Here is a 25,620-nt window from a genome sequence, read left to right on the forward strand (position 1 = left end):
CGCCATGACGCCGGCCTATGCCAGCCCCGAACAGGTGCGCCAGGAAGTCCTGACCACCAGCTCCGACGTCTATTCGCTGGGCGTGATGCTGTACCAGCTGCTGGCCGGCGTGCGGCCCTACGAACTCGGCGGCCTGCGTCCGTCGGAAGCCGAACACGTCGTCTGCGAGACCCTGCCCGATCCGATGAGGAAGATGCTGGACAAGGCCGTGCTGACCGACGCCGAGCGCAAACAGCGCCGCGCCCAGCTGACGCCCGACCTCGAGCGCATCGTCGCCAAGGCCATGCACAAGGAAGCGGCGCGGCGCTACGGTTCGGCCTCGGAACTGGCCGACGACCTGCAGCGTTACCTCGACGGCCAGCCCGTGCTGGCACATCCGGATTCCACCGCCTACCGCCTGCGCAAGTTCGTGCGCCGGCATCGCATCGGCGTGGCGGCGGCCTCGCTGGCGCTGCTGGCCATCCTCACCGCCAGCGGCGTGGCGGTGTGGCAGGCAAAGGTGGCGCGCCAGGCGGCCAGCGACATGGCCGAGGTCAATAGCTTCCTGCTGGACGTGCTCCGGTATTCCGACCCGTACAGCGCCGGCGGCGAAGCGACCCTGGCGCAGGCGGTGGACGCGGCCGTGGTGCACCTGGAACGCCGGTTCCCGGATCGCCCGGAGATTTCTTCCGGCATCCGCCACGTGCTGGGCTACAGCCAGTCCAGCCGCAACCAATTGGAATCGGCCGACGAACAGCTGGGCAAGGCGCTGCAGGAGGCTACCGCGGCCTTCGGCCCCGATGACCGTCGCTCTTTCGAGATCCGCGAAGGCATCGCCCAAGTGCGCATCGCCCAAGGACGCATCGACGATGCGGAGAAGATGTTGCTGTCACTGCTGGCCGACCTGCGCGGTTCCGGCCTGCAGGACGACCCGCTGCACTTCCTGGTGCTAAACAACCTGGGGCAGCTGTATCTCGACCTGGAGAATTATCCCGAGGCGCGGCGCTACCTGCAGGAAGCGCAGGCACTGCCGCTGCGGACGCTGGGCACCTTGAACGCCAATTCGCGCGCCGTGCTGGTCGCCAACCTGGCCTATGTCGCCCACGGTCTGGGCGAGCTGGAGAACGCCGACCAGCTGTATACCCAGGCCGAAGCCATGCACCGCGGCCTGCACCCCGACGGCAGCGCCGAACTGGCGTCGGTGCTGAACAACCGCGCCTTCCTGCTGGACGACCTGGAACGCGCGGACGAAGCCTACGTTATGCGTCAACAGTCGCTGGCGATGCGCGAAGGCGTGCTGGGCGACAAGCACCCGGCCCCTGGTGCGGCCGATGCTGGACCTGGCGCAGAGTGCGTTGATGCGCGACGACGCCGAGACCGGCCTGCGGCTGGCGACGCGCGCGGTCGAAGTGGCCACGCAGGCCTACCCGCAACCAAATGCCGACACCGTGTTCGCGATGGGCATCCAGGCCGGCGCGCTGATCAACAACAAACGGTTCGTCGACGCCGGCGAAGTGCTGAGTCGCGCCGAAGCCGACCTGGCGAAACTCGAAGCGCCGCCCGAGTACATCGTCGAAGGCCTCGGCTATGTGCGCCAGGGCCTGTGCAAGCGGCCGCGCGATCCACCGGTGCCGAGCTGCGCCGGGATCGTGCCGACGGAGCCGGCGTTGCCGTAGCGCCTGCGGAACAACGAACTCGATGGATCAGGAATGAGAACGATGCAACTCGCACTTGCCGCCTTGGGCGCGGCAATGGTCAACGCTTGTGCGACCGCCCCCGGCATATGACTTTCCAGGAGCTCGAGTCACACGTCGGCGACTTGGCCAGCGTTTCGGTCACGGGCTGTGTTGTTATGACGGAGCTCGGGGCGCACGCCTTGTTCAAGGACTGCGATGCTGCAAAGGCCGGAAATCCGGATAACGCTGTGGATCTCGGGTTCGGCGCACAGGAAGCGCCGCTCGTCGCCCCGGGCAGTTCCGTTTGTCTTCTCGTGACGGGCAGGTTTTACGATCTTGATGGCCAATCCATCGTCACCGGTCGCACCTTCGGCACCCTTGGTATGTTTGGCGCCACCGAATGGGAGCTTGTCGACTGTGAAGGCGAAAGTTGAATCGACCAAGGCTTTCTAGACACCCGAAACGCAGACCAGAACCCCGGATCCCATCGTCATCAGCCCCGCTTCTCCCCACGCGTAAACCGCCGCGTGAACGTCTCCATCGCCGCGAAGGCCGCCGGGATCACCACCAGGCTCAGTACGGTCGAGGTGATCAGGCCGCCGATCACGGCCACGGCCATCGGCTGACGGAAGGCGGCGTCGGCGCCGAAACCCAGGGCGATCGGCAGCATGCCGGCGCTCATCGCGATCGAGGTCATCACCACCGGGCGGGCGCGTTTGTGGCAGGCGTCCATAAGGGCGTCGTGCATGTCCATGCCCTTCTCGTCCTCGGCGATCACCGCGTAGTCCACCAGCAGGATCGAGTTCTTGGTGGCGATGCCGATCAGCATCAGCAGGCCGATCAGCGCCGGCAGCGACAGTAGGGTGCCGGTGAGGAACATCAGGCCGAAGGCGCCGCCGGCCGACAGCGGCACCGCCATCAGGATGATCAGCGGGTGGCTGGCGTGGTTGAACAGCAGCAACAGCACCGCGTACACGCAGAACAGGCCGGCCGCCATCGCCAGCGCGAAGCCGACGAACAGTTCGACGAAGATCTCGGCGTCGCCGTAGGGCTGGGTGCGCACGCCGGGCGGCAGGTTCTTCAGCGTCGGCAACTCGTTCACCTCGTTCATCACGTCGCCCAGCGGGCGGCCGCTGAGTTCGGCGGTGAAGGTGATCTGGCGGGCGCGGCCCAGGCGGTTGATCACCGACGGTCCGCTGCCGGTGCGGATGTCCGCCACGGCCGACAGCGGCACGGTGCCGCCCTTGTTGCTGGGCACGCGCATCAACGACAGCAGCGCCTCGTCCGACAGCGAGTCCTCGGCCATGCGCACGCGGATCGGGATCTGGCGGTCGGCCAGGTTCAGCTTGGCCAGGCGCTGGCGGTAGTCGCCGCTGGTGGCGATGCGCGCGGCTTCGGCGATGTCCATCGTCGACACGCCCAGGTCGGCGGCGCGGCGCGCGTCCGGCACGATCACCAGCTCGGGCCGCAGCAGCGAGGCGGTGGAACTGATCGTGCCCAGGCCTGGATGCCGCGCAGCTCGCGGTCCAGCGACTGCGCCGCCGAATACAGCGCCTGCGGGTCATTGCCGGCCAGCACCACCTGCATCTGTTCGCCCGGTTCGCTGCTGATGAAACGCTGGCGCACGCCGGGGATCACCGCCAGGCGTTCGCGCACCTCGCGCTCCAGTTCCTTCTGCGACCGGTCGCGCCCGTCTTCCAGACCCCAGTCCAGCACCATCACCACCTTGCGCACGTCGGCGATGCCGCTGACGTTGGGGTCGCCGAAGTCCACCACGCCGCCGACGGTGGCGTAGGCCTGCTTCAGTTCCGGGATGTCCGACAGCAGCTTGCGCGCGCGTTCGGCCACGTCCACGGTCTGCTGCAGGCGCGCGCCCGGCGGCAGTTCCAGGCTCAGGTTGCTGCGGCCCAGGTCGGAGCCGGGGATGAAGGTCGCCGGAATCATCGCCGCGATGCCCAGCGAACCGACAAACATCAGGAAGGCCGCCAGCAGCGTCAGGAAGCGGTGCGCCAGCGCCCACTCCACCCAGCCCAGGTACCAGCGCATCACCGGGCCGTCTTCTTTCTCCGGGTGCGCCTTGGCCTTGAGCTGGTAGGCCGCCATCATCGGCGTCAACAGGCGCGCGACCAGCAGCGAGAACAGCACGGCGGTGGCCGCGGTCCAGCCGAATTCCAGGAAGAACTTGCCGGCCACGCCGGGCATGAAGGCCACCGGCACGAACACCGCCGCCAGCGTCGCCGACGTCGCGATCACCGCCAGGCCGATCTCGTCGGCGGCTTCGGTCGCGGCCTGCTTCGGCGGCTTGCCCATGGCCAGGTGGCGGTCGATGTTCTCGACCTCGACGATGGCGTCGTCCACCAGGATGCCCACCACCACCGCCAGCGCCAGCAGGGTCACCATGTTCAGGCTGAAACCGAACAGCCACATCACGCCGAAGGTCGGGATGATGGACAGCGGCAGCGCCACCGCCGAGATCCAGGTCGAACGCCAGTCGCGCAGGAAGAACCACACCACGATCACGGCCAGCAGCGCGCCTTCCCACAGCATGGTCATGGACGAGGTGTAGGAGGCCTGCACTTCCTGCACGGCCGAGAACACCGGGGTGATCTTCACGCCAGGGTGGTCGGCCTCGAGCTGGCGCACGGCGGCTTCGACGCCGGCGCCGACTTCGATCTCGCTGCTGCCGCGGGTGCGGGTGATGGCGAAGGCCACCACGGGTTTGCCATCGAGCAGGGCGACCTGGCGGCGCTCCTCGTGGCCGTCGCTGACGTCGGCCAGGGCCGACAGCGGCACCTGGCGGCCGTCGGCGATGCGGATCGGGAAGGCGCGCAGGTCCTGGGCGCTGGCGACGGTGCCGACGGCGCGGATCGCCTGTTCGCTGCTGCCCCAGGTGGCGCGGCCGCCGGAACGTTCCAGCTGGCTTTCCGCCAATTGCTGCGACAACTGCCCGGCGGTGATGCCGTAGGCCTGCAGCACGCCCGGGCGCAGGTCCACCTGCACTTCGCGGTCGATGCCGCCGGCGCGCGTCACCTGGCCGACGCCGGGCACGCCGAACATCGCCTTGGTGACGTCGTTGTCCACGAACCAGCTCAGCTCGTCCTCCGCCATCGAATCGGCGGCGACCGCGTAGGTGACCAGGGTGCCGCCGACCACGTCGATCTTGGCGACGATGGGTTCTTCGACATCCTGCGGCAGGTCGGTGCGCACGCGCGTGACGGCGTCGCGCACCTCGTCCAGCGCTTCGTTCAGGTCCTTGCCGATCCGGAATTCGACGAAGGTGGTGGAACGGCCCTCGACCACGGTGGACACCAGGTTCTTGATGCCCGGCAGGGTGGCGATGGAATCCTCGACCTTGCGGGTGACCTCGGTCTCGAGCTGGGCCGGCGTCGCCGACGGCTGCGCCACGGTGACGGTGATGCCCGGGAAGGCGATGTCGGGGAAACGCGACACCGCCAGCTGCTGGAAGCCGACCAGGCCGACGATGCCCAGCAGGATGAACAGCAGGATCGCCGGCAGCGGCCGGTTGATGGACCACGCGGAAAAATTCATGCGCTCAGCCCGCGTCGCCGGCCGGGACCACGCGCACGCGGTCGCCGTCGGTGAGGAAACCCGCGCCCTGCGTCACGACCTGGTCGTCGTCCTGCAGGCCGTCGCGGATCTCGACCACGCCGCCGCCGCGCGCGCCGGTCTGGACCCGCCGCTGCGCCACGATGTCGCCGGCGCCCAGCACGAACACGTAACGGTGGCCGTCGCGTTCGACCACGGCCTGTTCGGGCACCGTGCGCGCGCTGCGTTCGCCCAGCACCAGGTCGCCCTGCGCGTACATGCCGGCGCGCAGCGCGCCGGGGTCGGGCAAGTCGGCGTAAACGGTGCCGGTGCGGCTGGTGGCATCCAGCGACGGCGACACTGCGCGCACGGTGCCCATCACCGGCGAACCGTCGGGGCCCTGCAGCTGCACCGGCATGCCGGCTTCGACACGGATCAGGTCGGCCTCGGGCAGTTCGGCGCGCCATTCCAGCCGGCCCTTGCGGATCAGGCGCAGCATCTCGACCGCGGTCTGGACCACCTGGCCGGGCTGCACGTGCCGCGCCGAGATCACGCCGTCGTCGGGCGCGCGCAGGGTGGCGAAACCCAGGCGCAGCCGCGCGTTCTCCAACTGCGCCTGCGCGGTGTTCCGCTGGGCCTGGGCGGTGAGTTCGCCGGCGATCAGCTGGTCGGCTTCGCTGGCGGCGACCAGTTGTTCGCGTTTCAGGCGCTCGCCGCGGGCGCGTTGGCGGCCGCCACGGTGAGATTGGCCTCGGCCTGGGCCAGGGCCGCTTCGGCCTGGCGCAGTTCCATCTTCAACGCACGCGTATCGAGCACAAGCAGCGGCTGGCCCGCTTTCACTTCGTCGCCGACTTCGACCAGCACCTCGGCCACGCGCTGGCCGTTGAGTTCGACGCCCAGGCTCATTTCTTCCCAGGCCGCGACCGACCCGGAAGCGGTGATGCGCTGGGGCAACGCCTGCTGCACCGGCGCGGCGACGCTGACGGTGAGGCTGGGTGTGTTTTCGGGGACGGGGGCGTCGCCGGAGCAGGCGACAAGAAGCAGCAGCAGCGGGGCCAGGAAGACGCGGAAACGGGGCATTTGGGGGTTCGCCGTGGGGTGCGAGGCGGCGATTGTCTCAAAGCACGGCCGTCATGGGTGCGCGCGTGCCACTGTCCGGTGGGCTAGGCTTAAGCCGTTCTTCACGGCGCTGCCCGGAGATCCTTGTGACCGAAGTCGCCCCATCCCCCCAATCTCGCCAAGCGCGTCGCCGCGCTCGACACCCAGTCCGCATTGGAACACCTGCACGACGTGCCGCCGGCCGAAGTGGCCGTGCTGCTGGCGGGCATGGCGCCGGCGCGCGCCAACATCCTGCTGGCGGCGATGGCGCCCGAACAGCGCGCCCGCATCATGGCCGCGGCGCCGGCCGGCACCGACTGGCACGACGGCCAGCGTTACGAAGAGGGCAGCGTCGGTCGCCTGCTGGAGGATCCGCCGGCGGTGTTCCCGCTCGCGACCACGGTGACCGAAGCGGTGGAAGCCCTGCGCGAAGTGGTGAAGCAGCGCCTGGTCACCTACCTGTGGGTGGTGGACGCGGAGCAGAAGCTGCAGGGCGTGGTGGCTTTCCGCGACCTGCTGTACGCCGAACGCGAACGCCGGCTCGAAGAGATCATGATCCGCTCGCCCTTCTGCCTGCGCCCGAACACCACCCTGGTGGACGCGATGCGCGAAGTGGTGACGCGCCACTACCCGGTGTATCCGGTGTGCGAGGACGATGGCCGGCTGGTGGGCCAGGTGCGCGGGCAGGTGCTGTTCGAACAGCAGGCCTTCGAGATCTCGGCGCAGGCCGGCTCGATGGTCGGTGTCGAGAAAGAAGAGCGGTTGGCCACGCCGCTGTGGCGGAGTTTCCGGTTCCGCAATCCCTGGCTGCTGGTCAACCTGTTGACGGTGTTCGTGGCGGCGGCAGTGGTGGGGTATTTCGAGGACACCATCAACCGCGTGGTGGTGCTGGCGGTATTCCTGCCGGTGCTGGGCGGGCAGAGCGGCAACCTGGGCTGCCAGGCGCTGGCGGTGATGCTGCGTGGCATGACCCTGGGCGAACTGCGGGCGACGAAGATCGCCGCCATCGTCAGCAAGGAAGGTCTGCTGGGTCTGCTCAACGGGCTGGTCACCGGTGCGATCGCCGGTGCGGCCATGTATTTCGTGGTGACCCGCGGCGGCGGCGAGGACGGCCTGATGCTGGGCCTGATCACGATGGGCGCGATGGCCATCAGCTGCATGTGCGCGGGCCTGGCGGGCGCCACCATTCCCCTCATCCTCAAGCGCCTGGGCGCCGATCCGGCCACGGCGTCGAGCATCTTCCTGACCACGCTGACGGACGTGGTCAGCATGGGCAGTTTCCTGGGCCTGGTGACTTGGCTGGTGCTCTGATTCCTGTACCCGACGGTACATGTTGCAGTGCAACGTGCATGCGTTCCGGAGCCGGGCCACGATGCCAGCGCTTCCGACGTGGGGAGGGGCTGAAAGCCCGCAGCTGCATCGCGCTGCGGGCTTTCTTTTTTTCCGCGCCCGGCGCGCGTGACAGAATCCGGCCATGCCCGATTCGCCTTCGCTCGATTCCACTTCATCCCTCTTGGTCGAGCGCGCCCTGGCGCGCCTGGCCGAACGTGCGCCCGACGCGCTGATCAATCCCGCACGACGTGCCGCGCTGGCGAAACTGGCGCTGTGCAGCGACTTCGCCATCGACACCCTGTGCCGGCAGCCCGAGCTGCTGGACACGCTGGACGATGCGCCCGCGGCGCTGTTGCTGGAGCCCGGCCAGGAAGCCGACTGGCCGGCGCGCCTGCGGCGCTGGCGCACCGGCGAATCCACCCGGCTGGTCTGGCGCGACCTGCGCGGACTGGACGACGTGGATGCCACGCTGGCCGGCAGCAGCCGCATCGCCGACCGGGCGCTGCAGGCGGGCGTGGCGGCGCTGTCGGCGTCGCTGGCCGCAACCCATGGCGTGGTGCGCGATGCCGCGGGTGCGCCGCAGTCGCTGGTGGTGTTCGGGCTGGGCAAGCTGGGCGGCGACGAACTCAATTTCAGTTCCGACGTGGACCTGGTCTATGCCTTTCCCGAACACGGTGAAAGCGACGGCGCCCGCGCGCTGGACGCCGAGGCCTGGTTCACGCGCCTGGGCCAGCGCCTGGCGCAGTTGCTGGGCGACGTCACCGCCGACGGGTTCTGCCACCGCGTGGACCTGCGCCTGCGGCCCTTCGGCGCCAGTGGCCGGCTGGCGCTGAGTTTCGGCGCGATGGAGCAGTACTACCAGCGCGAGGGCCGCGACTGGGAGCGCTACGCCTGGATCAAGGCGCGGCCGGTGGCGGGTGATATCGTTGCCGGTGAACGCCTGCTGGAGACGCTGCGGCCCTTCGTTTACCGGCGTTATCTCGACTACAGCGCGCTCGACGGCCTGCGCGAGATGAAGGCGCTGATCGCCGCCGAAGTGCAGCGGCGCGAACTGGCCGAGGACCTGAAGCTCGGGCCGGGCGGCATCCGCGAGGTGGAATTCCTGGTGCAGGCGCTGCAGCTGATCCGTGGCGGCCGCGAACCGGCGCTGCGCAACCGCTCGCTGCTGGCGGCCTTGTCGGCGCTGGCGGCCGCGGGGCATGTGGCGCCGGCGACGGCGGACCGGCTGGCGGCGGCCTACCGCTTCCTGCGCCGGCTGGAGAACCGCGTGCAGATGCTGGGCGACCAGCAGGTGCACGCGCTGCCCGAAGATCCGGTGGCGCGCCATCGCATCGCGCGTGCGCTCGACTTCGACGACGCCGCGGCGATGTTGGCCGAACTCGATGACCATCGCAGCGTGGTCGCGGAAGAATTTTCGGGCCTGCTCGAAGCGCGCCGGCGCCGGCGTGCGCAGCCCGGCGCGATCGAGCAGTACTGGCGCGCGCTGCCCGACGGCGGCGACGCCGCGGTGCTGACCGAAGCCGGTTTCGCCGATGCCGCGGCGCAGGACGCGGCGCTGCGCGATTTCGCCCGCACGCCGGCGGTGCGCGCGCTGTCCACCCGTGGCCGCCAGCGCCTGGACAACGTGCTGCCGCAGCTGCTCGACGCCGCCGCGCGCAGCGAAGCGCCGGACGCATCATTGCCGCGCGGCCTGGCCCTGCTGCAGGCGATCACGCGGCGCACCAGTTACCTCGCCCTGCTGGAAGAACAGCCGGCGGCGCTGGCGCGCCTGGCCGACGTCACCGCCCGCAGCGCGCTGCTGTCCGAACGGCTGGCGGCGCATCCGCTGCTGCTGGACGAACTGCTGGATTCGCGCGCGGCTGGCCCGGTGCCGGAAGAAGCCGATTTCCCGGCGCTGGTGGCCGAAGCGATGGCGCCGCTGCCGCCCGGCGACACCGAGGCCGCGCTGAACGCACTGAACGAACTGCGCCAGGCCATCGCCTTCCGCATCGCGCTGGCGACCCTGGGACAGCGTCTGCCGGCGGTGGATGCGGCGCGGCGGCTGGCGGCGCTGGCGCAAGCGCTGCTGGCGGCGGCGCTGCAGGTGGCGGAAGCCGACGTGGTGGCGGCGCACGGCCGCGTGCCCGGCGCCGGCCTGGCGGTGCTGGGTTACGGCAGCCTGGGCGGGCATGAGCTGGGGTTCGGGTCGGACCTGACCTGGTGTTCCTGCACGATGCCGCGACCGACGCCGTTTCCGACGGCGCCCGCCCGCTGGACGCCGGGCGATATTTCGCGCGCCTGGCGCAGCGCCTGGTCAGCCTGCTGGGCACGGTGACCGGCGCCGGAAAACTCTACGAGATCGACGTGCGCCTGCGCCCCGACGGTGCGAAAGGCATGCTGGTGTCGAGCCTGGAAAGTTTCGCCGACTACCAGCGCCACCGCGCCTGGACCTGGGAACGCCAGGCCCTGGTGCGCGCGCGGCCGATCGCCGGTGCGCCGGCCGTGGCCGACGCGTTCGAGAAGATCCGCGCGGAAACACTGGGCCAGGCGCGCGACGTCGCCACGCTGCGCGAGGACGTGCAGGCAATGCGCCGGCGCATGCGTGGCGAACTCGATCGCAGCAACGCGCTGCGTTTCGACCTCAAGCAGGGCGAGGGTGGCCTGGTGGACCTGGAGTTCCTGCTGCAGGCGCAGGTGCTGCAGCATGCGGCCGCCGAACCGGCGCTGCGGGAGCCACGCGATACGCCAGCCCTGCTGCACGTACTGGTGGCGACCGGCGTGATGCCTGCGGACACCGTCGAAGCCCTGGCGCAGGCGCACACACTCATGTTGGGCCTGGGCCTGACTGCACCCTCGACCAGCGCCCGCGGCTGGTGCCGCCCGATCCCGCGCTGGATGCCGCTCGCGCTGTCGTGCGGGACGCCTGCGCTGGGGCGGAACTGAATTTCTGACGCGCTAGAACCCGAGGCGGTCGAGCACGAGCATGGCGACGCGCGATGTCTCACGCAGCGGGGCGGCAGTGTAGGGCTCGGGATGCCGACCCTGGGCGCGGATGCGTCCTCGGCGCAGCATATTGTCCAGGTAGGCGCGCACGCGGCCCGTCGCACGGCCGGGTTCGGCCACGTACACGGGCGCGGCGGTGGCGCAGGCTTCCGACACCATGTTCACCGAGTCGGGTGAAACCACGAACCGGTCGGCCCAGGCCAGCGCACCGGCGTAGGGATTGGCGCCGTCGCTGTCGTCGAACCAGCGCAGGCCGGGCGTATCGGCCCAGTAACTGCGTGCCAGCCGGGCGATCAGCGCCGGCGTGCGGCGCGAGCCCAGCACGATCAGGCTGCCGCCTTCGGTCGCCAGCCAGTGTTCGAGCTTGGCCGCCATCACCTCGAAGGCGCCGCGGTCGAAACGCACCGCCGATGTGCGCCCGCCCAGCAGCACCACGGTGCGCGGCGACGGCAGGTTGGCGAAATGGGCGTACTGCGCGCGCGCGGAATCGAGCCAGGCGCCGTCCACCGGATGCAGGCTGCCGCAGAGCGTGATCACGTTCGGCCCGCTCAGGCCGTCGTGTTCGGGCGCGACCACCAGGTCCCAGTGCCCGGTGTCCAGGCGTGGGTGCAGCACCTGCACCACGCGCGTGCCCCGGTCGCGCAGCAGTCGCGTGGCCAGGGCGGCGCGGCGACCGCAGCCCACGGCCAGCGCCGGCGGCGATGCCAGGGCGGCTTCGAAATCGGGACCAAATGCGGACCCGGCACCCGGCAGCCGGCGTGGCGCCAGCCACGACCAGGGGGGCACGCACCTGCAGCGGCCATTCGTGAACCTGCGGCGCCAGCGCGGCAGCCAGTGCCAGCACCTGCTGACGATGGCCGGCGGCACCGTCGTGCAGGGCCCAGCAGGAAGAGGGATCGTTCATTCCGGCAAGGGTAGCCGGAACCGCGGCGGCCGGGCGAGGCCGCCGCGGCGAAACATCAATCGCCGACGAACCGCGTGCCGAAGTAGATCTGGGCGTCATCCACCAGCTGTGCCTGGCCACTGATGCCCAGGTGGATGGTGATCGGGCGGCTGAAGAAACGCCGGGCCTGCGCCGGGGTCAGGCCATGGGTGGACACCAGGCTGGACAGGCTGACCAGGCTGCCGATGCACATGCGGGCGCCGGTGATGACCTCGAATTCGTATTCGCCGGGGTCCCGGCTGCCCGCCTTGTAGATCGCCGTCAGCGGCAGCTCCATCTCACCGCCATAGGGCAGGCCGGTGCCCGGGTTCAGCAGGCCGGGCTCGTCCAGCACTTCGCTCTCGATCCGGTAGACGGGCTGGGCGCGCAGGGTGAAGTTCTGCGTGCTGCCGGTGTTGTTGCTGGCGGAGTAATAGACGATCGGCGTCTGCCAGTGGCAGAGCAGGGACCGGCTGGAGCGAGCCGGCAGGGTGATGCTGTCGATGTCGGGCACGTCGAACGCGGTCTGGCCGGGGCCGCCGACAGCGGCACGCAGCTTTCGTCCGGCGGGTCGCCGGGGCCGGCGTGCAGTCGATGGCGAGCCGGATCGATCCGGCCAGCACGCCCAGCCACTTGACGTTGCGGCCGAAGGAGTCCGCGTCGCCGACTTCGTCGGCGGTGACCGCGGCGGCTGCCATGGCCTTCGACGCGGCGGCAGCAGCACCTCGGCGTGGGACGGCGGTTTTGCATGGGCGGTTCCGGCCAGGCAGGACAGGATCAGCAGCGACAACAGTGAACGATGCGGCATGGGGACTCTCCAGGAGGGGCTCGCACACCGGGTGGTGCCGCGAGGGCCGCGCCGGCGGGGGCTGGTGCGGACACATCAGGGAACACGGGATTCAGGGTGGAATCCGGTCGTGCCACCCCGGCGCGATGGCGTGCGCGGGTGTAAAATGCCGGCCGACCCCGAGGAATCCCGCCATGTCGCGAACCGACACCGCCACCGGCCGCGCGCCCGCCAATGCCGAACGCCGCTACGAGGTCCGCCGCGCCGACCTGCCGCTGTCCTGCCCGACGCCGGCAATGGCGCTGTGGAATTCCCATCCGCGCGTTTACCTGCCGGTCGAGGCGACGGGCAGTGCCGTCTGCCCGTACTGCGGCGCGAACTTCGTCCTGAAGGACTGAGTGGCGGGGGCCCGGCCTTGCGCCGCCTGACGGTCGTCCAGCTGCTGCCCGCGCTGCACAGCGGCGGGGTTGAACGGTCCACGCTGGAAATCGCCGCGGCGCTGGTGGCCGCCGGGCACCGTTCGGTCGTGATCTCAGCGGGCGGGCGCTTGGTGCAGCCGCTGCTGGGCGGCGGCAGCGAACACATCACCCTTGACGTGGGCCGCAAGTCTTTGCGCGCCTTCGCGACCATGCGCCGCCTGCGCGCCGAGCTGGCGGCGCTGCAACCCGACATCGTGCATGCGCGTTCGCGCCTGCCGGCCTGGCTGGGCTGGTTCGCACTGCGTGGCCTTCCGGCGCCGCGGCCGCATTTCGTCACCACCGTGCATGGCATGAATTCGCCCGGCCGCTACAGCGGCGTGATGCTGCGCGGCGAGCGGGTGATCTGCGTGTCCGACAGCGTGCGCGAGTACGTGACGCGGCACTGGCCGCAGACCGATCCGCAGCGGCTGTGCGTGATCCCGCGCGGGCTGGATCCGGCGGAGTTCCCGCGCGGTTTCCAGGCCTCGGAATCGTGGCGCCAGGCGTTCGCGGCCGACCTGCCGGAATTGCAGGGCGGCCGCCTGCTGCTGCTGCCCGGCCGCGGCACCCGCCTGAAAGGCCACCACGAAGCGATCCGCCTGCTGGCCGCGCTGCGCGCCACCGGCGAAGACGCGCGACTGTGGCTGCTGGGCACGCGCGAACCGGGGCGCGAGCAGTATGTCGCCGAGCTCGAGGCGCTGGCCGGGACCCCTGGGCGTGCGCGCGGTGATGGCGATCAGCGCGCCACGCACCGACGTGCGCGAGGCCTACGCCGTCGCCGACCTCGTGCTGCAGCTGTCGAACAAACCCGAAGCCTTCGGCCGCACGGTACTGGAGGCGTTGTCGGTGGGCCGGCCGGTGCTGGGCTGGGACCACGGCGGCGTCGGCGACCTGCTGCGCCGCCTGTATCCCGCCGGTGCGGTGCCGCTGGGCGAACCCGATGCCCTGACCGGCGCGGCGCATGCGCTGCTGGCCGCACCGCCGCCGATGCCGGTTACCATCCCGTTTACCCTGGCGGCCATGCAGTCCGCCACGCTGGATGTCTATGAACGCCTCGCCGCCGACTGAAGTCCGCCTGCGTTGGGCCCCCGGCTGGGTGCTGGCCTTCGTGGCGCTGTGGCCGTTGCCCGGTCCGGCGGAAACCGTGTTGTCGCTGGGCGCGATCCTGGCGCTGGGCGCGCTGGCCTACCACCGATTCCGCGGTGGCATGACCCTGCTTTCCCACGAAGCCTGGGCGCTGACCACGGTGCTGTTCCTCAGCTACTGGCTGCCGGAGGTCATTTCCGCGCCCGATGCGATCAATCCGGCACGTGCCGTGCGCGAGTCGCTGCTGGACCTGCGTTACCTGCCCTTCCTGTGGCTGGTGGCGATCGCGGTGGCGGACGAACGCGGGCGCCGCCTCACTTTCGGCGGGCTGGGCGTGATCATGGCGGTGTGGACGCTGGACGCGCTGGTGCAGGCGGTGTTCGACACCAGCCCGATCTTCTTCGCGCTCAATGAACTCAAGCAGTTGATCAGCGGCAAGGACCTGTGCGCGAAGCCGGACATGGCGGCGCTGGGCCGGGTCAGCGGCGTGCTGGGTCCCTGCAACCTCAAGCTTGGGCTGGTGCTGGCCAGCCTGTCGCCCTTCCTGCTGTACCTGGCGGCGAAACGTTTCGGCGTGGTGGGCTGGTGCGTGGCCGCCGCCGCCGTGGGGCTGGTGATTCTGATGGCCGGCGCGCGCGCGGCCTGGATCACCTTCACGCTGGTGCTGGTGTTCTCGGGCTGGCGACTGCTGGGCTGGAAGCGGCTGGCCCTGACCTTCGCCTTCGGTGCGGTCTCGGTGGTGGCCCTGGGCCTGGGTTCACCGCAGGTGCGCGAGCGGCTGGAACGCACCACCCAGGCGCTGAGCGCCGACACCGCCGGCATGGACGTGGCGCTGTCGGGGCGCACGCGCATCTGGGCGGCCGCCTGGTGCATGGCCACCCGGCACCCGGTGAACGGTGTCGGTGCGCGGGGATTCCGCAAGGCCTTCCCGGACTGTGATCCGAACGCCGAGGTGGAGGCGGAGTGGGGCAAGGGCACGGCCTACCACGCCCACCAGATCGTGCTGGAAGTGCTCAGCGAAACCGGGCTGATCGGCCTGCTGCTGTGGCTGTCCGGTGCGGCCATGGCCTGGCGGGCCTGGCGTTTCGCCAGTGAGGCGGCACGCGAGCGCGCACGACCGGCGATGCTGGCGCTGGCGGTCACCGTGTTCCCGTTCAATACCCACCTGGCGTTCTATTCGAGCTTCTGGGGCGGCCTGACCCTGCTGCTGGCGGCGCTGTATGCCGGCAGCCTGCTGGCGTCGGGACGCGTCGGCGACACGCCGGCCGACGCCGGAACCTGAACATGCCGGCGCGCTGTTTGTTCCTGCCGCCACTGGACTGGGCCGCGCGTGGCGTGGCGCGGCTGCCGCAGCCGGCGCTGCTGGCGCTGGGTCGGATGCTGTCCTGGCTGCTGTGGCCGCTGCTGGCGTCGCGCCGGCGCATCGCACGCATCAATGTCGGGCTGTGTTTCCCGCAGGCGGACGCCGCGACGCAACGCCGCCTGTGCCGCGACAGCATCACCAATACGGTGATCGGTGCGTTGGAGCTGATGCGCGCCTGGTTCGCGCCGAAGCGCACGCTGGCGGGCCTGGCGCAGATCGAAGGCCTGGAGCACCTGCGCGAAGCGCTGGCGCGTGGCCAGGGCGTGCTGCTGATGTGCGGGCATTTCACCCACACCGAACTGGCGGTGCGGCTGCTGTCGGAAGCACTGGGCCGCGAGGTGCGCGTGGTCGTGCGCCGGCACAACAACCCCTGCCTGGAGGCCTGGTTCGACCGCGCGCGCGCCGCCGTGTACGGCCCGACCATCGGCAAGAAGGATGTGCGTGCCCTGCTGCGGAACCTGATGGACGGCCAGCCGGTGGTGTATTCGGCCGACCAGAACTTCACCTACCAGAACGCCTTCGTGCCCTTCTTCGGCGTGCCGGCGGCGACGCTGACCGCCACCCCCGACCTGGTGCAGCGCGGACGCGCGGTGCTGCTGCCGTTCTGGTACCGGCGCGAGGCCGACGGCCGTTACCGCATCCGGATCGAGCCGACCTGGCCGGGCTGGCCCAGCGGCGATCCGGTGCGCGATGCCGCGCGCTACATGGCCGAGCTGGAAACCGTGGTGCGCGAATGCCCGGAGCAGTACCTGTGGGCGCACCGCCGCTTCAAGACGCGGCCACCCGGCGAAGCGCCGGTGTACTGAATCAGTCGTAGCGGCGGCGGCTGCCGTCGGGCTGGCGCTTGAAGCGCTGGTGCAGCCAGAGGTACTGCTCGGGCCGGCGCCGGATCAGGCCTTCGAGCGTGGCCATGATGCGCGCGGTGTCGGCGGTGGCGTCGGGGGTGGGGAAGTTTTCCAGCGGCGGCAGCACTTCGATGCGGTAGCGGCCGTCGTCCAGGCGTTCGTGGAAAAGCGGCAGCACCGACGCGTCGCTCAGCCGCGCCAGCTGGTGGGTGGAGGTCAGGCTGTAGGCGGGCTGGCCGAAGAAGGGCACGAACACGCTTTCGCCACGCCGCGATTCCTGGTCGGGCGCGAACCACAGCACGCCGCCCTGTTTGAGATGACGCACCGCCGGCCGCAGTTCGTCGCGCGCGAACATGGCGCGGGCATGGCGCAGGCGTCCGCGCCGGACCGCCCATTCCATCGCCGGCTGTTCATGCGGGCGGTACACCGCGGCCAGCGCCACGTGCTGGCAGAGCAGGCGCAGGCAGACCTCGAGCGTGGTGAAGTGCGCCGACACCAGGATCACGCCGCGGCCGCTGGCCTGGGCGGCGTGCAGGTGTTCCAGGCCGGTGATCTCGAAGCCGCGGTCCACCGGCGCCAGCCGGCCCCACCAGGCGCGCAGGAATTCGAACAGGCTGATGCCCAGCGACTCGAAGTTGGCGCGCAGCAGGCGCTGGCGGGCGGCGTCGTCGAGCTCGGGGAAACACAGGGCCAGGTTCGCGTCGGCGACGCGGCGGCGGCTGCCGGCCACGCGCAGCAGCAGGCGGCCCAGCACGGGTCCGGCCGCGCGCTGCAGCCGCCAGGGCCAGCGCGCCACGGTCCAGCCCAGGGCGATCAGCAGCCAGGTGGGCCAGGTGCGCGGGGACAGCGGGGGCGGGGTTTCGCTCATGCCGCGCCATTCTAGCCGGCGCCGTCGCGCCGGGAGCTCGGGTATCCTTCGCACATGTCACTCACCTTCGGGCAACGCGTGCTGCTGGGCCTGTATTCCCTGGTCCTGCACCTCGCCTTCCCGATCACCCTCTACCACCTGATCTGGCGCGGCCTGCGCCAGCGCGAATACCTGCACCGCTGGAACGAGCGCTATGCCTGGCTCGAGGGGCAGCTGGACCTGCGCGGCGCGATCTGGGTGCACGCGGTGTCGGTGGGCGAAGTGCTGGCGGCGCGGCCGCTGGTGGACGGCCTGCTGGCGCAACACCCGGGTCGTCCCTTGCTGGTGACCACGATCACGCCGACCGGTTCCGAGCGCGTGCGCGCGCTCTGGGGCGACCGGGTGCACCACGTCTATCTTCCCTACGACCTGGGCAGCATGGTTCGGCGTTTCCTCGACCGCGCGCAGCCGTCGCTGGCGGTGATCGTGGAAACGGAGATCTGGCTCAATCTCTACGTCGAATGCGGGCGGCGCGGCATTCCACTGGTGATGGTGAATGCGCGGCTGTCGGAGCGTTCGCTGCGGGGTTACCTGCCGGTGCGTTCGCTGGCGCGCGTGGCGATGCAGGCGGTGCGGCTGATCGCGGCGCAGTCGGCGGACGATGCCGCGCGCCTGGCCCGGATCGGTGCCGACCCGTCCCGCATCGTCGTCACCGGCAACCTCAAGTACGACCTCGCCGTGCCCGCGGGCACCGAAGCGCAGGCCGCCGCGTGGCGTCGTGGCTGGCGCGCAGCGGCCGGTCTGGATCGCCGCCAGCACGCATCCCGCGGAGGAGCAGGCGGTGCTGGACGCGCATGCGCGGTTCATCGAGGCGTATCCCGATGGGCTGCTGCTCTGGGCGCCGCGGCATCCCGAACGGTTCGCGCCCGTGGCCAATGCTGCACGCGACGGTGGGTTCGACGTCTGCATGCGGCAGGCCCAGCAGCTTCCCGGCCGGGCCACCCAGGTGTTCGTGATCGACACCATGGGCGAACTGCTGGGTTTCTTCGCCGCCGCCGATGTCGCCTTCGTCGGTGGCAGCCTGTGCGAGGTGGGTGGGCACAACGTGCTGGAACCGGCGGCGCTGGGCGTGCCCAGCCTGGTCGGGCCGCACACGTTCAATTTCGCCGAGGTCACGCGCCGCCTGCGCGACGCCGATGCCCCGGTGCAGGTGGCGGATGCGGCGGCGATGGCCGACGCCTTGCTGGAACTGGCCGGTGATCCCGTGCGCCGGGCGGCGATGGGGGCGGCGGGCCGGGCACAGGTGGGCGAATTGTCCGGCGCGCTGGCGCGGACGCTGGCCCTGATCGACGAGGTGTTGCGGGGCCGGCGCGCCTAGACGCGCAGGGCAATCGCAGGGGGGCCGGCGCGCCTGGGCGCGCCGGCGGTGCTTCGGGGTCAGTCGACGGTGGTGGACTCGAGCGCGGCTTCGGCGTCGTTCACCAGCACCTGGTTGACGGCCTGCAGGTCGGCCATCTCGATCACGCCGGCGACCTGCTTCAGGCGCAGGGTGTTGACCATAAGGCGTGGCGCGAGCGGGCATATTCGCGCTGGGCGTTGTAGAGCGCCTGCTGCGTGATCAGCACGTCCACGATGGTGCGGGTACCGACTTCCAGGCCGGCTTCGCTGGCCTCGTAGGCGGCCTGGGCGGAGACCACCGACAGGCGGCGGGCTTCGACTTCGGCTTCGCCGGCGGCCAGCGAGCGCTGGGCATTGCGGGTGCCGCGGACCACGGCGCGGCGCTGCGCCTCGAGGTCGTCGGCGGCGATGTCGCGGAAGTCCACCGCCTGGCGCACGCCGGACTGGGTGGCGAAGCCGCTGAAGATCGGCACGTTCAGGGTCACGCCGACGGTGCTGCCGCCGCCGGAGGTGTTCGGGCCGCCCGGGTACTCGTTCTGCCAGCCGGCGTTGTCTCCGATCGAGGCGCTCAGGCCAGGGTCGGCAGGTGGCCGGAGCGGGCGGTGCTGATGTCGCGCTCGGCGGCGGCAAGCGCCAGTTCGCGCGCCTGCAGGGTCGCGTTGGATTCGGTGGCGATCGTCACCCATTCCTCGGCGGTGCGGGGATCGTCGTTGACCGGCTTGAAGTCCGGCGCGAGGCCCCGGAGGTTCTCGAGCGGCTGGCCGGTGATCTCGGCCAGCGCCTCGCGGCTGTCGTCCAGCGCGATGGCGGCGGCGATGGCATTGGCGCGCGCGGTGTCGTAGCGGGCACGCGCTTCGTGCACGTCGGTGATCGGGGCCAGGCCGACTTCCAGCCGCTTTTCGGCCTGGTCGAGCTGGCGCTTCACCGAGCGCTCTTCCGCGCGCGAGGACGCCAGGGTTTCGATCGCGGTGAGCACGCCGAAGTAGGCGTCGGCGACCCGGATGACCAGGATTTCAGCCGTGGCCCGGTACTCGGCATCGGCCTGCTCGCGGCGCAGCTTGCTGGCGTTGAGGCGGGTGTAGTTGCCGTGGTCGTACAGCGACTGGCCCAGGCTCAGGCCGTAGCTGCGGTCGCGGCCGTAGGCGTCCACGCCGCGGATGCGCGTGTCGGTGAGGCTGGCCGTGCCGCTGAGCTGTGGCAGCAGGCTGGCGCGGGCCTGCACCACGTTCTCGCCGGTGGCCTGGCGCTGGGATTCCGCGGCGGAGAGCACCGGGTCGCTCTGGCGCGCCATCTCGTAGGCGTCGATCAGGTCGGCGGCGCCGGCGCTGCCGGCGGTGCCGGCCAGCAGGATGGCGAAGGTCAGGGGACGGAGGCTCAGGCGCATGGAGGGGTCCTGGTGATTTAAAGGGCGAAGCTCGGCGCCGGGGCGGCGCCGTGCAGATAGGGGACGTCGGTTTCGAACAGGCTTTCGCGGTGGAAGCCTTCGCCGCGCCGGGTGATGCGCAGGGCTTCCTGCACCGGCGACTGGCCGTGGATGACGAACAGGCGGCCGCCGGGCTTGAGCCAGGCACCGAAACGTTCCGGGTCGGTGGCGACGGCGCCGGTGACGCAGATGGCGTCGAACTGGCGGCCGGGCTGCCAGGAGAAGACGTCCGCGACTTCCAGCCGGACGTTGGTGACGTTGTCGGCAGTCAGGCGGACGCGGGTGCGTTCGATGAAATCGGCATGGCGGTCGATGCTGACCACTTCGCGCGCCAGCACCGCCAGGCAGGCGGTGACGAAACCCGAGCCGGTGCCGATCTCCAGCACCTCGTCACCGGCTTCGATGTTCATCGCCTGCAGCAGGCGGCCCTCGAGCACCGGCTTCATCATGACCTCGCCGTGCTCAAGCGGCAGCGGCAGGTCGGCGAAGGCGAGCTTGCGGTGGCGCGGCGGCACGAAGTCCTCGCGGCGCACGGTCATCAGGGCATCGAGCACGCGCGGGTCGAGCACGTCCTGGGGACGGACCTGCTGTTCGACCATCGCAAAACGGGCCTGCTGGAAATCAATCGGCATGACGGCTAAATCCTTGAATCGCAAGGGTCGCGATTTTACGCCCCGGCCGGTGTCCAGCGGTAGCCGGACCCAGGGCCAGATAACGGAAGGGACTGCAAAACGTTGACCTGCGCGGACCGTGTCCGGGCCGCGACAGGATGCTGGGGCCGTCAACTACGGCCGTAGTGCCATTAGTCACCGCGACCGTGGGCAGGGTGGGTGATGGTTCAGGCCTCATCGACGGCCGGGTCCGTAGGCGCGCAGGAACAGGTCCACGGTGGCGTCGACGTGCCGGTCGATCTGCTCCGGCGTGTAGTGCTCGCCGATGCCGCACAGCAGCCGGGCATGGCATTCGCCCTTGAGCAGGCAGAAGAACTGGGACGCGGCCAGCGCACAGTCGGGCACGTGCAGTTCGCCCGCGGCATGCTCGGCCTGCAGGAACGTGGTCAGCGCCTCCTGGACGCGTTTGGGACCGGCTTCCCAGAACATGCGCGGCAGGTGCGAATCGCCGGTCGTCTGGCCCGACATCATCCGGTGGATCGCGATGGCGTCGTCGCTGGTGATCAGCCGGAAGAAGGCGTGGGCGATGCGCGTCAGGTGGGCGCGCACCGGGCCCTCGAAGCGCGGCACGAACAGGTCCGACGGCAGCAGTTCCTCGCACCGGGCCTTCACCGACTCGACGAACAGCGTGTCCTTGTCCTGGAAGTGGCTGTAGACGGTGAGCTTGGACACGCCGGCCGCCTGGGCGATGGCGTCCATGCTGACGCCGCCGTAGCCGCGCACCGGGAACAGCGTCTTGGCCGCCTCGAGGATGGCGGCGCGCTTTTCCAGGTCCTTGGGGCGACCGAGGGAGGGGGCTTGGCGGGAAGGCTCATGGCGAAAAATATTATTGAACTGGGCGGTATTGTAAAGATAGTATCCTCCCCGGTTCAATAAATATCGACCTCCCCCATGAACGGCGCACCCATGATTCTCCGGATTCTACTGATGACGGGCCTGCTCGGCCTGGCGGCCTGCGGCAGCGACGAACCCGCGGAAGGCCCGGCCCGCCCGGCCATGGTGGTGCAGCCCGGCATGGCCGCGGCCGCGGCCAGTGCCTATGCCGGCGAAGTCCGGGCCCAGTACGAACCGGCGCTGGCCTTCCGCATCGGCGGCAAGATCAGCCGCCGCCTGGTGGATGTCGGCGACCGGGTGAAGGCCGGCCAGGCCCTGGCCGAACTCGACGCCGCCGACGTCGCCCTGCAACTGGAAGCCTCGCGTGCGCAGCTGGCCTCGGCCGAATCCGACCTGGCGCTGGCGACCTCGGAACTCGAACGCTACAAGGGGCTGATCGACCGCCAACTGGTCAGCCGTTCGCTCTACGACGAGCGGGTGTCCGCACAGAAGGCCGCCGAGGCGCGGGTGCGCCAGGCCAGGGCGCAGGCCGCGGTGTCCGGCAACCAGGCCGCGTATGCGGTGCTGCAGGCACCCAAGGATGGCGTGATCGCGCAACGCCTGGCCGAAGCCGGCCAGGTCGTGGCCGCGGGCCAGACCGTGTTCGTGCTGGCCCAGGACGGCGAGCGCGAAGTGGCGATCAGCGTGCCCGAACAGAGTGCCGCCGACTTCGTGCCCGGCCGGCCGCTGCTGGTCGAACTGTGGTCGGCGCCCGGCAAGCGGTTTCCCGGCAAGCTGCGCGAAATCGCGCCGGCGGCCGATGCGCAGGCGCGCACCTTCGCCGCCCGCGTCAGCTTCGATGCCGGTGACACCCGCGCCGAGATCGGCCAGAGCGCACGCGTCTACGCGCTGCAGGACAACGGCAGCGCGCTCGCCGTGCCGCTGTCGGCCCTGTACGAAATGGACGGCAAACCGGCGCTGTGGGTGGTCGACCCGGACACCGCCAGGGTCGGCCTGCGTCCGGTCCAGGTCGGTCCCTATGGCGAAACGATGGTGCCGGTGACCGCCGGCCTGCAGCCCGGCGAGTGGGTGGTCGCCGCCGGCGTGCACCTGCTGCTGGAGGGCCAGCGCATCAAGCCGATCGATCGCGAGAACCGCCCGGTGGCCCTGGCCGCCGCGGCGCCCGTCACCGCCGACGCGCGCTGAGGACCGGCCATGGCCTCCGATTTCAATCTGTCCGAGTGGGCGCTGCGCAACCGTGCGCTGGTGCTGTACACGATGCTGGTGCTGGCCTTCGTGGGTTTCTGGAGCTACCAGCGGCTGGGCCAGTCGGAGGATCCGCCCTTCACCTTCAAGGTGATGGTGGTGCGGACCTTCTGGCCGGGCGCGACCGCCGAGGAAGTGGCGCGCCAGGTCAGCGACCGCATCGAGAAGGAAGTGATGGAGACCGGGCGCTACGAGTTCGTGCGCTCGTATTCGCGGCCGGGCGAGTCGCTGGTGATGCTGGTGGCGCGCGACTCGCTGGTGTCGCGCGAGCTGCCGCAGCTCTGGTACGACGTGCGCAAGAAGGTCGGCGACATCCGCCAGAACCTTCCGCAGGGCGTGGTCGGCCCCTATTTCAACGACGAATTCGGCGACACCTTCGGCAACATCTACGCGCTGCAGGGCGAAGGTTTCGATTACGCGACGCTGAAGGACTACGCCGAACGCATCGAGCTGGAGCTGCACCGCCTGCCCGACGTCGGCAAGATCGAGCTGATCGGCCTGCAGGACGAGAAGATCTGGATCGAGCTGTCGAACACCAAGCTGGCCACCTGGGCGTGCCGCTGGCGGTGGTGCAGCAGGCGATGGACGAACAGAACGCGATCGCGCCGGCGAGTTTCTTCGAGACCGGCACCGACCGCGTGCAGCTGCGGGTGTCGGGCCGTTTCGACAGCGTCGAGCAGATCCGCGACTTCCCGATCCGGATCGGCGACCGCAGTTTCCGCCTGGGCGACGTGGCCGAGGTCCGGCGCGGTTTCGCCGACCCCGCCGCACCGCGCATGCGCTTCATGGGCGAGAACGCCATCGGCATCGCCGTGGCCATGCGCGCCGGCGGCGACATCATCCGCCTGGGCGACGTGCTGGACCAGGAGTTCGCGCGCCTGCAGGAAAACCTGCCGGTCGGCATGACGCTGAACAAGGTGTCGGACCAGCCCAAGTCGGTGCGCAGCTCGGTGGCCGAATTCGTGCGGGTGCTGACCGAGGCGGTGGTGATCGTGCTGCTGGTCAGCTTCTTCTCGCTGGGTTTCCGCACCGGCCTGGTGGTGGCGCTGTCGATCCCGCTGGTGCTGGCGATGACCTTCGCGGCGATGCACTACTTCGGCATCGGCCTGCACAAGATCTCGCTCGGCGCGCTGGTGCTGGGCCTGGGCCTGCTGGTGGACGACGCCATCATCGCGGTCGAGATGATGGCGGTGAAGATGGAGCAGGGCTACGACCGCATGAAGGCGGCGGCCTTCGCCTACAAGTCCACCGCCTTCCCGATGCTGACCGGCACCCTGGTGACGGCGGCGGGTTTCCTGCCGATCGCCACCGCGGCCTCGAGCACGGGCGAATACACCCGCTCGATCTTCCAGGTGGTGACGATCTCGCTGATCCTGTCCTGGATCGCGGCGGTGGTGTTCATTCCCTACCTCGGTTACAAGCTGCTGCCCGCGCCCAAGCCCCACGATGCGGACGGCCAGGCCCACGACCCGTACGCGACGAAGTTCTATCGCCGTTTCCGTGGTTGGGTGACCTGGTGCGTGCGCTACCGCAAGACGGTGATCGCGGTGACGGTGCTGGCCTTCGTCGGCTCGATCATGATGTTCCGCTTCGTGCCGCAGCAGTTCTTCCCCTCGTCCACGCGGCTGGAGCTGATGGTGGACCTGGAGCTGGCCGAAGGCTCTTCACTGCATGCGACCGAGGCGGTCGCCAAACGGCTCGAAGCCGAGTTGGCCAAGCGTGAGGACATCGAGAGCTACGTCGCCCACGTCGGCACCGGTTCGCCGCGGTTCTACCTGCCGCTGGACCAGAAGCTGCCGCAGGCCAGTTTCGCCCAGTTCGTGATCCTGACGCCGGACATCGAGGCGCGCGAGGAAGTGCGGGGCTGGCTGATCGGTCTGTTCGACGAGAAGTTCAGCGACGTGCAGGCACGTGTGTCGCGGCTCGAGAACGGGCCGCCGGTCGGCTTCCCGCTGCAGTTCCGCGTCTCGGGCGAACACGTGGATGAAGTGCGCCGGCTGGCGCGCCAGGTCGCCGACAAGGTGCGCGCAAACGAACACGTCAGCAACGTCAACCTGGACTGGGACGAGCCCAGCAAGGTCGTGCGCCTGCACATCGACCAGGAGCGCGCGCGCGTGTTTGGTGTCAGTTCGGCGCATGTCGCCGCCTTCCTGCGCGGTTCGCTGTCGGGCACCTCGGTCAGCACCTACCGCGACGGCAACGAGCTGATCGAAATCCTGCTGCGCGGTCCGGACGAGGAGCGCGAACGGCTGTCGCTGCTGGGCAGCCTGTCGGTGCCCGCCGGCAACGGCCGCAGCGTGCCGCTGGAGCAGATCGCGACCCTGGAATACGGCTTCGAGGACGGCATCATCTGGCACCGCAACCGGCTGCCGACCGTCACCGTGCGCGCCGACATCTACGGCGAGCAGACACCGCCCAGCGTCACCGCGCAGATCCTGCCGACGCTGGAGGACATCCGCGCGCAGCTGCCGCCGGGTTACCTGCTGGAGACGGGCGGCACGGTGGAGGATTCGGGCCGCGGCTCGCGGTCGGTCGCCGCCGGCGTGCCGCTGTTCCTGGGCGTGGTGACCACGCTGCTGATGCTGCAATTGCGCAGCTTCCCGCGCACTGCCATGGTGCTGCTGACGGCACCGTTGGGGCTGATCGGCGTGGTGCTGTTCCTGCTGGTGTTCCGGGTGCCGTTCGGATTCGTGGCGATGCTGGGCACGATCGCGCTCAGCGGCATGATCATGCGCAACTCGGTGATCCTGGTGGACCAGATCGAGCAGGACATCGCCGCCGGCAGCCCGCCGGCCCAGGCGGTGGTCGACGCCACCGTGCGCCGCTTCCGCCCGATCGTGCTGACCGCGCTGGCGGCGGTGCTGGCGATGATCCCGCTGTCGCGCAGCGTGTTCTTCGGGCCGATGGCGGTGGCGATCATGGGCGGCCTGATCGTGGCCACGGCGCTGACGCTGCTGTTCCTGCCGGCGCTGTACGCGGCGTGGTTCCGGGTGCCTCGACCCGAGCGCGTTTGACCTGCCGGTCCGGGGCCGTTCCCGGCCGAGGCCGGCGGGCTCCGCCGGCCGGCAGGGGAGGCATGGTGGCCCCGCGTCCGCGGCGCTAGACTCGGCCGGCAAGCGATGGCCGGC

General features: G+C 70.2%; 16 protein-coding genes and 5 pseudogenes. 10 read left to right on the plus strand and 11 right to left on the minus strand.

What is annotated here, in order from left to right; all coding sequences use genetic code 11:
- Positions 1–4: 4 nt before the first annotated feature.
- Entirely contained in the window at positions 5–2,089 is a 2,085-nt protein-coding gene (locus tag FRZ33_RS04755; protein ID WP_146907999.1) for a tetratricopeptide repeat-containing protein kinase family protein, read from the plus strand.
- 59 nt (positions 2,090–2,148) lie between these two features.
- On the opposite strand, the pseudogene FRZ33_RS04760 reads toward FRZ33_RS04755, so the two are convergent.
- From FRZ33_RS04760 to FRZ33_RS04770, 3 genes and pseudogenes are all read right to left on the minus strand, one after another.
- Positions 2,149–5,204, minus strand: a pseudogene (locus tag FRZ33_RS04760) (efflux RND transporter permease subunit).
- Between the two features lie 4 nt (positions 5,205–5,208).
- On the minus strand, positions 5,209–5,907 hold the full coding sequence (locus FRZ33_RS04765) for an efflux RND transporter periplasmic adaptor subunit (RefSeq protein ID WP_146908001.1): 699 nt from the start codon (positions 5,905–5,907) through the stop codon (positions 5,209–5,211).
- A complete protein-coding gene (locus FRZ33_RS04770; RefSeq protein WP_146908003.1) occupies positions 5,904–6,281 on the minus strand; it encodes a biotin/lipoyl-containing protein in 378 nt (125 codons plus the stop codon). The genes FRZ33_RS04765 and FRZ33_RS04770 overlap by 4 nt, the downstream gene beginning before the upstream one ends.
- Before the next feature lie 192 nt (positions 6,282–6,473).
- Between FRZ33_RS04770 and FRZ33_RS04775 the strand changes: the two genes are divergently transcribed.
- Together FRZ33_RS04775 and glnE are read left to right on the plus strand one after the other, a co-directional pair.
- Complete coding sequence (locus tag FRZ33_RS04775) at positions 6,474–7,610, plus strand: magnesium transporter (RefSeq protein WP_146908005.1); 1,137 nt, start codon at positions 6,474–6,476, stop codon at positions 7,608–7,610.
- A gap of 163 nt (positions 7,611–7,773) precedes the next feature.
- A pseudogene (gene glnE, locus FRZ33_RS04780) lies at positions 7,774–10,561 on the plus strand (bifunctional [glutamate--ammonia ligase]-adenylyl-L-tyrosine phosphorylase/[glutamate--ammonia-ligase] adenylyltransferase).
- Between the two features lie 4 nt (positions 10,562–10,565).
- On the opposite strand, the gene FRZ33_RS04785 reads toward glnE, so the two are convergent.
- Positions 10,566–11,399 (minus strand): mitochondrial fission ELM1 family protein, encoded by an 834-nt coding sequence (locus tag FRZ33_RS04785; protein WP_322619016.1) that lies wholly within the window; start codon positions 11,397–11,399, stop codon positions 10,566–10,568.
- A gap of 173 nt (positions 11,400–11,572) precedes the next feature.
- Positions 11,573–12,343 (minus strand): hypothetical protein, encoded by a 771-nt coding sequence (locus FRZ33_RS15090; RefSeq protein WP_158637089.1) that lies wholly within the window; start codon positions 12,341–12,343, stop codon positions 11,573–11,575.
- A gap of 173 nt (positions 12,344–12,516) precedes the next feature.
- Here FRZ33_RS15090 and FRZ33_RS04795 point away from each other — a divergent pair, with 173 nt between their 5' ends.
- The 4 genes and pseudogenes from FRZ33_RS04795 (at position 12,517) to FRZ33_RS04810 (ending at position 16,035) form a co-directional block, all read left to right on the plus strand.
- Positions 12,517–12,720 (plus strand): zinc-finger domain-containing protein, encoded by a 204-nt coding sequence (locus FRZ33_RS04795; RefSeq protein ID WP_146908009.1) that lies wholly within the window; start codon positions 12,517–12,519, stop codon positions 12,718–12,720.
- Positions 12,721–12,737: 17 nt separating this feature from the next.
- Positions 12,738–13,848, plus strand: a pseudogene (locus FRZ33_RS04800) (glycosyltransferase).
- Positions 13,820–15,148 carry an O-antigen ligase family protein gene (locus tag FRZ33_RS04805; RefSeq protein WP_146908011.1) on the plus strand — a complete coding sequence of 443 codons (1,329 nt, stop codon included), beginning with the start codon at positions 13,820–13,822 and terminating at the stop codon, positions 15,146–15,148. The pseudogene FRZ33_RS04800 and the gene FRZ33_RS04805 overlap by 29 nt, the downstream one beginning before the upstream one ends.
- Before the next feature lie 2 nt (positions 15,149–15,150).
- Positions 15,151–16,035, plus strand: coding sequence for a lysophospholipid acyltransferase family protein (locus FRZ33_RS04810; protein WP_146908013.1), 885 nt, complete (start codon positions 15,151–15,153; stop codon positions 16,033–16,035).
- A gap of 1 nt (position 16,036) precedes the next feature.
- On the opposite strand, the gene lpxL is transcribed toward FRZ33_RS04810, so the two are convergent.
- Positions 16,037–16,942, minus strand: coding sequence for an LpxL/LpxP family Kdo(2)-lipid IV(A) lauroyl/palmitoleoyl acyltransferase (lpxL, locus tag FRZ33_RS04815; protein WP_146908015.1), 906 nt, complete (start codon positions 16,940–16,942; stop codon positions 16,037–16,039).
- A 54-nt stretch (positions 16,943–16,996) separates the two neighbouring features.
- Here lpxL and waaA point away from each other — a divergent pair.
- Positions 16,997–18,299: pseudogene (gene waaA / locus FRZ33_RS04820) on the plus strand (lipid IV(A) 3-deoxy-D-manno-octulosonic acid transferase).
- 59 nt (positions 18,300–18,358) lie between these two features.
- Here the strand turns inward: waaA and FRZ33_RS16790 are convergent.
- The 5 genes from FRZ33_RS16790 to FRZ33_RS04835 all read right to left on the minus strand — a co-directional run bounded on the left by FRZ33_RS16790 (position 18,359) and on the right by FRZ33_RS04835 (position 21,238).
- Positions 18,359–18,481, minus strand: a complete 123-nt coding sequence (locus tag FRZ33_RS16790; protein ID WP_265468722.1) for a hypothetical protein — start codon at positions 18,479–18,481, stop codon at positions 18,359–18,361.
- Positions 18,460–19,005 carry a TolC family protein gene (locus FRZ33_RS16020; protein WP_227978134.1) on the minus strand — a complete coding sequence of 182 codons (546 nt, stop codon included), beginning with the start codon at positions 19,003–19,005 and terminating at the stop codon, positions 18,460–18,462. The genes FRZ33_RS16790 and FRZ33_RS16020 overlap by 22 nt, the downstream gene beginning before the upstream one ends.
- Positions 18,888–19,703 (minus strand): TolC family protein, encoded by an 816-nt coding sequence (locus FRZ33_RS16025; RefSeq protein ID WP_227978136.1) that lies wholly within the window; start codon positions 19,701–19,703, stop codon positions 18,888–18,890. The genes FRZ33_RS16020 and FRZ33_RS16025 overlap by 118 nt, the downstream gene beginning before the upstream one ends.
- A gap of 17 nt (positions 19,704–19,720) precedes the next feature.
- Entirely contained in the window at positions 19,721–20,374 is a 654-nt protein-coding gene (locus FRZ33_RS04830; RefSeq protein ID WP_146908017.1) for a protein-L-isoaspartate O-methyltransferase family protein, read from the minus strand.
- Positions 20,375–20,587: 213 nt separating this feature from the next.
- On the minus strand, positions 20,588–21,238 hold the full coding sequence (locus FRZ33_RS04835; protein WP_227978278.1) for a TetR/AcrR family transcriptional regulator: 651 nt from the start codon (positions 21,236–21,238) through the stop codon (positions 20,588–20,590).
- A 102-nt stretch (positions 21,239–21,340) separates the two neighbouring features.
- On the opposite strand from FRZ33_RS04835, the gene FRZ33_RS04840 reads away from it, so the two are divergent.
- The gene (locus FRZ33_RS04840; protein WP_227978138.1) at positions 21,341–22,432 is read left to right on the plus strand and encodes an efflux RND transporter periplasmic adaptor subunit; all 1,092 of its coding nucleotides are present in this window, start codon (positions 21,341–21,343) and stop codon (positions 22,430–22,432) included.
- A gap of 9 nt (positions 22,433–22,441) precedes the next feature.
- Positions 22,442–25,506: pseudogene (locus tag FRZ33_RS04845) on the plus strand (efflux RND transporter permease subunit).
- The last annotated feature ends 114 nt before the right edge of the window (positions 25,507–25,620 follow it).

This window comes from Arenimonas daejeonensis (assembly GCF_007993735.1).
GTDB classification, from domain to species: domain Bacteria; phylum Pseudomonadota; class Gammaproteobacteria; order Xanthomonadales; family Xanthomonadaceae; genus Arenimonas; species Arenimonas daejeonensis.

Bases quoted from the DNA above. Each gene is read 5' to 3' on its own strand.
- FRZ33_RS04755 (WP_146907999.1), top strand. From the start codon at position 5: ATGACGCCGGCCTATGCCAGCCCCGAACAGGTGCGCCAGGAAGTCCTG.
- FRZ33_RS04770 (WP_146908003.1), bottom strand. From the start codon at position 6,281: ATGCCCCGTTTCCGCGTCTTCCTGGCCCCGCTGCTGCTGCTTCTTGTC.
- FRZ33_RS15090 (WP_158637089.1), bottom strand. From the start codon at position 12,343: ATGCCGCATCGTTCACTGTTGTCGCTGCTGATCCTGTCCTGCCTGGCC.
- FRZ33_RS04795 (WP_146908009.1), top strand. From the start codon at position 12,517: ATGTCGCGAACCGACACCGCCACCGGCCGCGCGCCCGCCAATGCCGAA.
- FRZ33_RS04805 (WP_146908011.1), top strand. From the start codon at position 13,820: ATGTCTATGAACGCCTCGCCGCCGACTGAAGTCCGCCTGCGTTGGGCC.
- FRZ33_RS04810 (WP_146908013.1), top strand. From the start codon at position 15,151: ATGCCGGCGCGCTGTTTGTTCCTGCCGCCACTGGACTGGGCCGCGCGT.
- lpxL (WP_146908015.1), bottom strand. From the start codon at position 16,942: ATGAGCGAAACCCCGCCCCCGCTGTCCCCGCGCACCTGGCCCACCTGG.
- FRZ33_RS16790 (WP_265468722.1), bottom strand. From the start codon at position 18,481: ATGGTCAACACCCTGCGCCTGAAGCAGGTCGCCGGCGTGATCGAGATG.
- FRZ33_RS16020 (WP_227978134.1), bottom strand. From the start codon at position 19,005: ATGGGTGACGATCGCCACCGAATCCAACGCGACCCTGCAGGCGCGCGA.
- FRZ33_RS16025 (WP_227978136.1), bottom strand. From the start codon at position 19,703: ATGCGCCTGAGCCTCCGTCCCCTGACCTTCGCCATCCTGCTGGCCGGC.
- FRZ33_RS04830 (WP_146908017.1), bottom strand. From the start codon at position 20,374: ATGCCGATTGATTTCCAGCAGGCCCGTTTTGCGATGGTCGAACAGCAG.
- FRZ33_RS04840 (WP_227978138.1), top strand. From the start codon at position 21,341: ATGACGGGCCTGCTCGGCCTGGCGGCCTGCGGCAGCGACGAACCCGCG.